The 3,452-nt window shown below is 68.0% G+C and carries 4 protein-coding genes; 2 read left to right on the forward strand and 2 right to left on the reverse strand.

Annotation, left to right across the window (positions count from 1 at the left end):
• A partial coding sequence (locus tag ABZV78_RS31510) for a glycogen debranching N-terminal domain-containing protein (protein ID WP_355644471.1) occupies positions 1 to 1,248 on the reverse strand: 1,248 nt, incomplete at its 3' end.
• Complete coding sequence (locus ABZV78_RS31515) at positions 1,245 to 1,628, reverse strand: SCP2 sterol-binding domain-containing protein (protein WP_355644473.1); 384 nt, start codon at positions 1,626 to 1,628, stop codon at positions 1,245 to 1,247. The genes ABZV78_RS31515 and ABZV78_RS31510, both read right to left, overlap by 4 nt.
• Before the next feature lie 211 nt (positions 1,629 to 1,839).
• Here ABZV78_RS31515 and ABZV78_RS31520 point away from each other — a divergent pair, with 211 nt between their 5' ends.
• Entirely contained in the window at positions 1,840 to 2,217 is a 378-nt protein-coding gene (locus ABZV78_RS31520; RefSeq protein WP_355644475.1) for an SCP2 sterol-binding domain-containing protein, read from the forward strand.
• The coding region (locus ABZV78_RS31525; protein ID WP_355644477.1) for a glycogen debranching N-terminal domain-containing protein at positions 2,214 to 3,452 on the forward strand (1,239 nt) is incomplete at its 3' end. The genes ABZV78_RS31520 and ABZV78_RS31525, both read left to right, overlap by 4 nt.

Raw genomic sequence — 3,452 nt, forward strand, 5'->3', positions numbered from 1 at the left:
CGATTCCTTCCAGCACTGGTTCTCCAACCCGTTCACTTCGTTGCGGCGTTGGTACCAGACGTAGCCGTCACCCATGATGTCGCCGTACTCGTCGATCCAGTGCAGGGCCGCCCGCGCCTCGTCCTCGAACTCCCGCACGGTGGCGGCGTCTCCGGTCCACCGCTCGTACTCGTCGAGCAGGATCACGTAGAGCGGGGTGGTGTCGGCGGCACCGTAGTAGGGGGCCTGCGGGCGTTCCTCGAACGCGACCAGTTCCCCGTAGCGGAACTCCCTCAGGATCTTGCCGGGCTCCTCATCCCGGAAGTCGTCGAGCACCGCGCCCTGGTCGATGCCGAGCATGCGCAGGGTGGCAAGGGCGAGGTCCGGTGCGAACGGCAACGCCTGCAGGCTGGTGAAGATGGGTTCCCGGCCGGCGAGGGTCGCGCTCCACGGCAGACCCGCCGCGGGCAGCGCCTCGGCCGGTAGCGTCAGCGGCGAGTACTCCAGCGCGGCGATGTCGACCAGGCACTGCCGGTACGTCCGCTCCAGTGGCTCCCAGTCGCAGATCAGCTGTGGAGCCGCGCCGAGCCACTGCTGGAGGTCCCACTCGAGCCGGGCCTTGTCCCGCCGGCGGCGGCCGGGATGGACATGCTCCCGGACGTCCTCACCGTCCGGGCGCAGCACCAGGCCTCGGACGTGCAGCGTCGTGGTCCACTGGCCGTGCGGTTCGATCCGGATCTGGTATGTCAGCCCCCGTTCGTCGACCTGCGCCGGCGCGGTGGTGGAGATGACCGTCTCCCGGCGGAACGCCTCCCGCTGGTAGCCGAGATGCAGCCGCCCGTTCTCGACGCACCGGTACAGCCGGCCCTTCGGCGTACGCCCCTGTCCCACCACGATCAGCGGCATGAAGTCGGAGTCCGCCTCCACGCGGACGGTGAATTCGGCCGGTCCGCCGGAGTGGTTGAGCACGGTCAACTGCTCCTTGAAGCTACCGGCCACCGACCGCTCCCGGATCACCGACACCTTCGCGTCGACGTAGTGGGTGGGTGCGCCGGGCACCAGGAAGAACCGCACCTCGAAGTAGGACGGGTCGTCCCGGGCGAGCGGGCTCAGCCGTTCCCCGTTGAGGGTCAGCCGCCACACGGACAGGAACCGGGTGTCGAACGAGTAGAACCCGCACGGCACGGTGGGCTTCGCTTCCAGGTCGCCACTGCCGTCACTCAGCACGAAGATGTTGCCGTCGAGGATCCTGATGAGGTCCGTCTTCATCCGCGTCCCCCACGGTCACTGACGACGTCCCGCGGATGTCGCGCCCCGGGCGGGGGTGCGAACAGCCGCTCCAGCAGAACGATGAACCGGAACTTTCCCTCGCTCGTTATCTCGTTCCTCAGCCACGCCGGGAGCGGTTTGGCCTCGCCACGGACCATGCGGTCGAAGAAGGCACTGTCGGCACGGATGACGGCGTCGGCGTCGGCGTCGGCGTCCCGTTGTGACACGTGGACGGCACCCCCGCGGATCTCCACGAACCAGTGGTCGATCTCCTCGCCGTGTTCCAGGTCGAACCGGATGGTGCCGTCGGTCTTCTTCAGCACGCGTTCGTGGCCGTGTCGTTCGAGCGCGTCGAAGAATCTCCGCGTCGTCTCCGACATCGGCACCACCACCCCCGCAGAAGAATCGCGATCAGAGGCAGCATCGCTGAGGTTGGGGTGCCCTGACCTCCCCCGGATCGGATGAGATCGTCGGCCGCTCACGCAACGGCGCCGACACTTCACCCGGTGCGGGTGATGCGGCGGTACGCCCGCACCGGTCACGGTGATGGTGGCTGCTCGTCCGGGCTCGGGGACCTACCGGAGGAGGCTCATGTCGAATCCCACCGCGAACTTCTTCGACGCGCTCGACCGGCGGGGCCACGAACCTCTCCTCGAGGACGCCGTCGGCAGCATCCGGTTCGACCTCGAACACGACCACGGGGTCGACCACTGGTTCCTGATGATCAGACGCGGCGATGTCCACGTCTCGCGGGAGGAGAGCGGGGCCGACTGCGTGATCAGGGGCAGCAGGGCGGTCTTCGACCGGATCGTCACCGGCAGGTCGCACATCTATGCGGCGTGGGTGCGTAACGAACTCAGGGCCGAAGGTGACGTGCGGCTTGCCCGTTTCCTCCAGCGGGTGATGCCGGGGCCACCCGGCGCGCACCATCCACGGGAGTTCGCCCGCCGGGAGAGCCGACCGGCATGAGCGACGGACTCGTGCGACTGCTGGACGGCAACACGTTCGTGGTCAGTGAGGAGACCGGCGACATCGACGCGTCGCCGGCCATCCCGACCGGCTTCTTCTCGTTCGACACCCGGTTCCTGTCGAAATGGATCCTGTCCATCAACGGTCAACGGGTCAACGCGCTCACCGTTGAGGAGGTCGACTACTTCGAGAGCCGGTTCTTCGTCGTCCCGACCGTCCCGACTCCGCTGGTGGACATCAACGTGTCGGCCGTTCGCGAGCGTTCGATCGGCGAGAGCTTCAACGAGCGGCTGACCGTGATCAACCACGAACCGGGGCCGGTCGACCTGCGGATCCGGATCGACATCGAGAGCGACTTCGCCGACCTTTTCGAGATCAAGGACGTGCGTAGCAAGCGGGGCAGGCGCTACGCCCGGATCGAGGACGGGTGCCTGCGGCTCGGCTATCGGCGGGAGACGTTCCATCGGGAGACAGTGGTCTCCTCCACCGAGCCGGCGCACATCGACGAGCAGGGGTTGACGTACGACGTCCGCCTCGAACCACATGGCGAGTGGGTCACCGACATCCACGTGCGGACCCTGGGCGCGGACGGACGTGATCTGCGGGAGAGTCTGCAGGGCTCGTCCGGTCGGGACCGCGGACGGATGCGGCAGGACCTGGACCGTTGGCTCGCGGGCGCCCCCCGTCTGACGTGCGACTCCCCGACGTTGGCGATGACCTACCGGCGCAGCCTGGCGGATCTCGCCGCGCTGCGTTTCATGCCGCTGACCGGCGGCGGACATGCCCTGCCCGCCGCCGGCCTGCCGTGGTTCATGGCCATCTTCGGCCGGGACAGCGTCTTCACCAGCCTGCAGGCGCTGCCGTTCGCGCCGGAACTGGCGGTCACCACGCTGCGCCTGCTGGCGCTGCTGCAGGGCGTCGTCCTCGACAACTTCCGCGAGGAGGAGCCGGGGAAGATGCCGCACGAACTGCGGTACGGGGAGACGACCGGCTTCGAGGAGCAGCCCCACTCGCCGTACTACGGCAGCGCCGACTCGACGCCGCTCTACGTGATCTTGCTGGACGAGTACGAGCGGTGGACCGGAGACGCCGCCACGGTGCGGCTGCTCGAGCGGTCCGCCAGAGCCGCGCTGCACTGGATCGACGAGTACGGCGACATCATGGGTGACGGCTACGTCTGGTACCAACGCCGCAACCAAGAGAACGGGCTGGAGAACCAGTGCTGGAAGGACTCC

Source organism: Micromonospora sp. NPDC004540 (assembly GCF_040610095.1).
In the GTDB taxonomy this organism is placed as follows: Bacteria; Actinomycetota; Actinomycetes; order Mycobacteriales; family Micromonosporaceae; genus Micromonospora.

Excerpts from the sequence above, each read along its gene's own strand:
- ABZV78_RS31515 (WP_355644473.1), bottom strand. The coding sequence starts at position 1,628 with ATGTCGGAGACGACGCGGAGATTCTTCGACGCGCTCGAACGACACGGC.
- ABZV78_RS31520 (WP_355644475.1), top strand. The coding sequence starts at position 1,840 with ATGTCGAATCCCACCGCGAACTTCTTCGACGCGCTCGACCGGCGGGGC.